This window comes from Terrisporobacter sp. (assembly GCF_017888745.1).
Lineage (GTDB): Bacteria > Bacillota > Clostridia > Peptostreptococcales > Peptostreptococcaceae > Terrisporobacter.
On the sequence record NZ_JAGHFM010000392.1, the window covers coordinates 1 to 2,274 of the forward strand.

At 23.0% G+C, this 2,274-nt stretch carries 3 protein-coding genes and 1 pseudogene; 2 read left to right on the top strand and 2 right to left on the bottom strand.

The window, feature by feature from the left end; all coding sequences use genetic code 11:
- Nucleotides 1-934, bottom strand: a 934-nt coding sequence (locus J7G74_RS16340) for a pentapeptide repeat-containing protein (RefSeq protein ID WP_297137351.1), incomplete at its 3' end; no start/stop codon positions are given.
- A gap of 187 nt (nt 935-1,121) precedes the next feature.
- Here J7G74_RS16340 and J7G74_RS16345 point away from each other — a divergent pair.
- Complete coding sequence (locus tag J7G74_RS16345) at nt 1,122-1,559, top strand: hypothetical protein (protein ID WP_297137355.1); 438 nt, start codon at nt 1,122-1,124, stop codon at nt 1,557-1,559.
- A 65-nt stretch (nt 1,560-1,624) separates the two neighbouring features.
- Entirely contained in the window at nt 1,625-1,933 is a 309-nt protein-coding gene (locus J7G74_RS16350) for a DUF1540 domain-containing protein (RefSeq protein ID WP_297137357.1), read from the top strand.
- A gap of 51 nt (nt 1,934-1,984) precedes the next feature.
- Here J7G74_RS16350 and J7G74_RS16355 read toward each other — a convergent pair.
- Nucleotides 1,985-2,274 (bottom strand): annotated as a pseudogene (locus J7G74_RS16355) (hypothetical protein); the annotation flags it as partial.

Genomic DNA, 2,274 nt, shown 5'->3' on the forward strand with positions numbered 1-2,274 from the left:
TAGCAAATATTAATACAATTTCTAGTGAAGTTATAAGAGCAAAGGTAGGTCTTTCTCCATATCCACAAATATAATAAAATAAATTAGATTTCAACTTTTCAAGACCCTTTACGCATTTTCTTTCTGCACATTTGGATAAGTAATAATATTCTCCAGAATAATTAAACAGTCTGTTCTTTTCAAAAATAGCAGAAATACTTTTATATGATTTAAAAATACTTTCATAATTATTTTTATCCTTATCAAATTTCAAAGGATCTATAAATGTATTTTCATCTACTTTACTCAAATATTCATCTTCAAAATCTAAACAATTAATATTTGTCTCTATGATTTTCATAGATTTTAAATCACAATCTGAAAATATTATATTTTCAATAAAAGAATTATTAACTATAGCATTTCTTAAGCTACTTAAATTTAGTTTACACATAACAAATTTATTACTATCAAAAATTGTATTTTTTAAGTTTGTTTTATGAAAAGTACAATTTTCAAAGATACAATTTTCATTAAATAATACAGATATACCTAGTTCACTTTCAAAATTACAATATGAAAAATATACATTATTTAACTTACTATCACTAAACGTTGTACCACAAAATGAACAATTTTCAAACTTAATATGATTAAAATCACAATTAATAAATTTGTCAAAATCAAAGTTTTTATTAGAAATATTTTTATAAATATAATTTGAGTTTAAATCTTTTACCCCTATAGTCTTATTTTGAATATGGGTAAAATTCTTATTTAGTTCATCTATATCATATATTTCTTTGTTTTTTCCATATATATAATCTATTTGTAAATCTCCTTCTCTTTTATATCCCTGTGTAATAAATTTTATTTTCTCTTTATTATTATTTAATCTATTATCCAATTCATCTTCAATTATTTTTCTATGTTTTTCAAAATTGTATATTTGCATTTTATCACCTATATATAATTATTTATTATATAGTTTGATTTTTTATTTTTAAAACCTTTTTTAAGTTAAATTTTTTTATTTTAGTAATATTTTTTTTTATTTTTAATATGTATTTTATATAAAATGTCACATATCTTAACTATTTTTAAATTAATATTTACTACTTGATAAAACTGGGAGGTTTATTATGAATAATAAAAATAAAGTTTTAGAAGATAAGTTACCAAAGAACTGCTGTACTTTTTGCTCTCATCTTAGTTTAGAAGGTCCTGACGAAAACTATAGATATTATATTAAATGTATAATAACAAATGAAATTCCAAGACCAAGCGATTGCTGTAAATACTTTAACCAAGAACATACAAATCTGACAACTAATGATTTAGATTATCTATATTTAGACTTCCTTGAAACTAGCCTTAGAATAAAGTACGAAGATTATAGAAAATCTTTATATTGGAAAGTTTTCAAAGATAATATATTGAATAAATACGGTCATTCCTGCTCCCAATGTAATTCCACTAATAATGTAGATGTATATCATATTAATAAAAAATTAGGTCGAGAATCAGATGAAGATGTAATTATACTTTGCTCAGAATGTTCTTCAAAATACTACAAATAATTGTATAAATTTTTTTAACCTACATATATTAATTCTAATATAATTTGTATAGGAGGCCTGAAAAATTGGATACTAATTTAAGATGTGATGCAACTAGATGTATACATAACCATGGGAATTACTGTTATGCAGGTAGGATAAACATTGACGGAAAACTTGCTGATGATATTGATGATACTTATTGTTCAACCTTTAAAGAAAAAGATTATCAACAATTTACTAGCTCCATAGGAATAGATTCACAAAAACCTATAAATACCCATCAAATTAAATGTGATGCTTTAAAATGTATTCATAATGATAATAAATTATGTAAGGCTGACAAAATAAAAATAAATAGTGGTAATGCCAGCTGCGATATGTTTGAAGAATAAAATTAATATATAAATAAAAAGAAGCTATTTTAAATAATAGCTTCTTTTTATTTATTCATTATCTCCATCTACACAAGATTCTACTTGAACACTAGAGTTATCTACTTTTTTAACTTTTTTAATTTCTTTTATGGATTGATAAACGCTTTTATGTTTTAAAGCTTTAGAGTCAATATTGGCTATTTTAAAAGTAATTTGTATCGCATATCCTAGGCCTAGTCCACTTATAATAGTTCCAACTCCCACACTACCTCCAAGTAAGTATCCTATTATTAAAACAGTTAATTCTATAATTGTTCTAATAAATCCTACTGATTTTGAAGAACGTTTATTTAGAGCAA

Excerpts from the sequence above, each read along its gene's own strand:
- J7G74_RS16345 (WP_297137355.1), top strand. The coding sequence starts at position 1,122 with ATGAATAATAAAAATAAAGTTTTAGAAGATAAGTTACCAAAGAACTGC.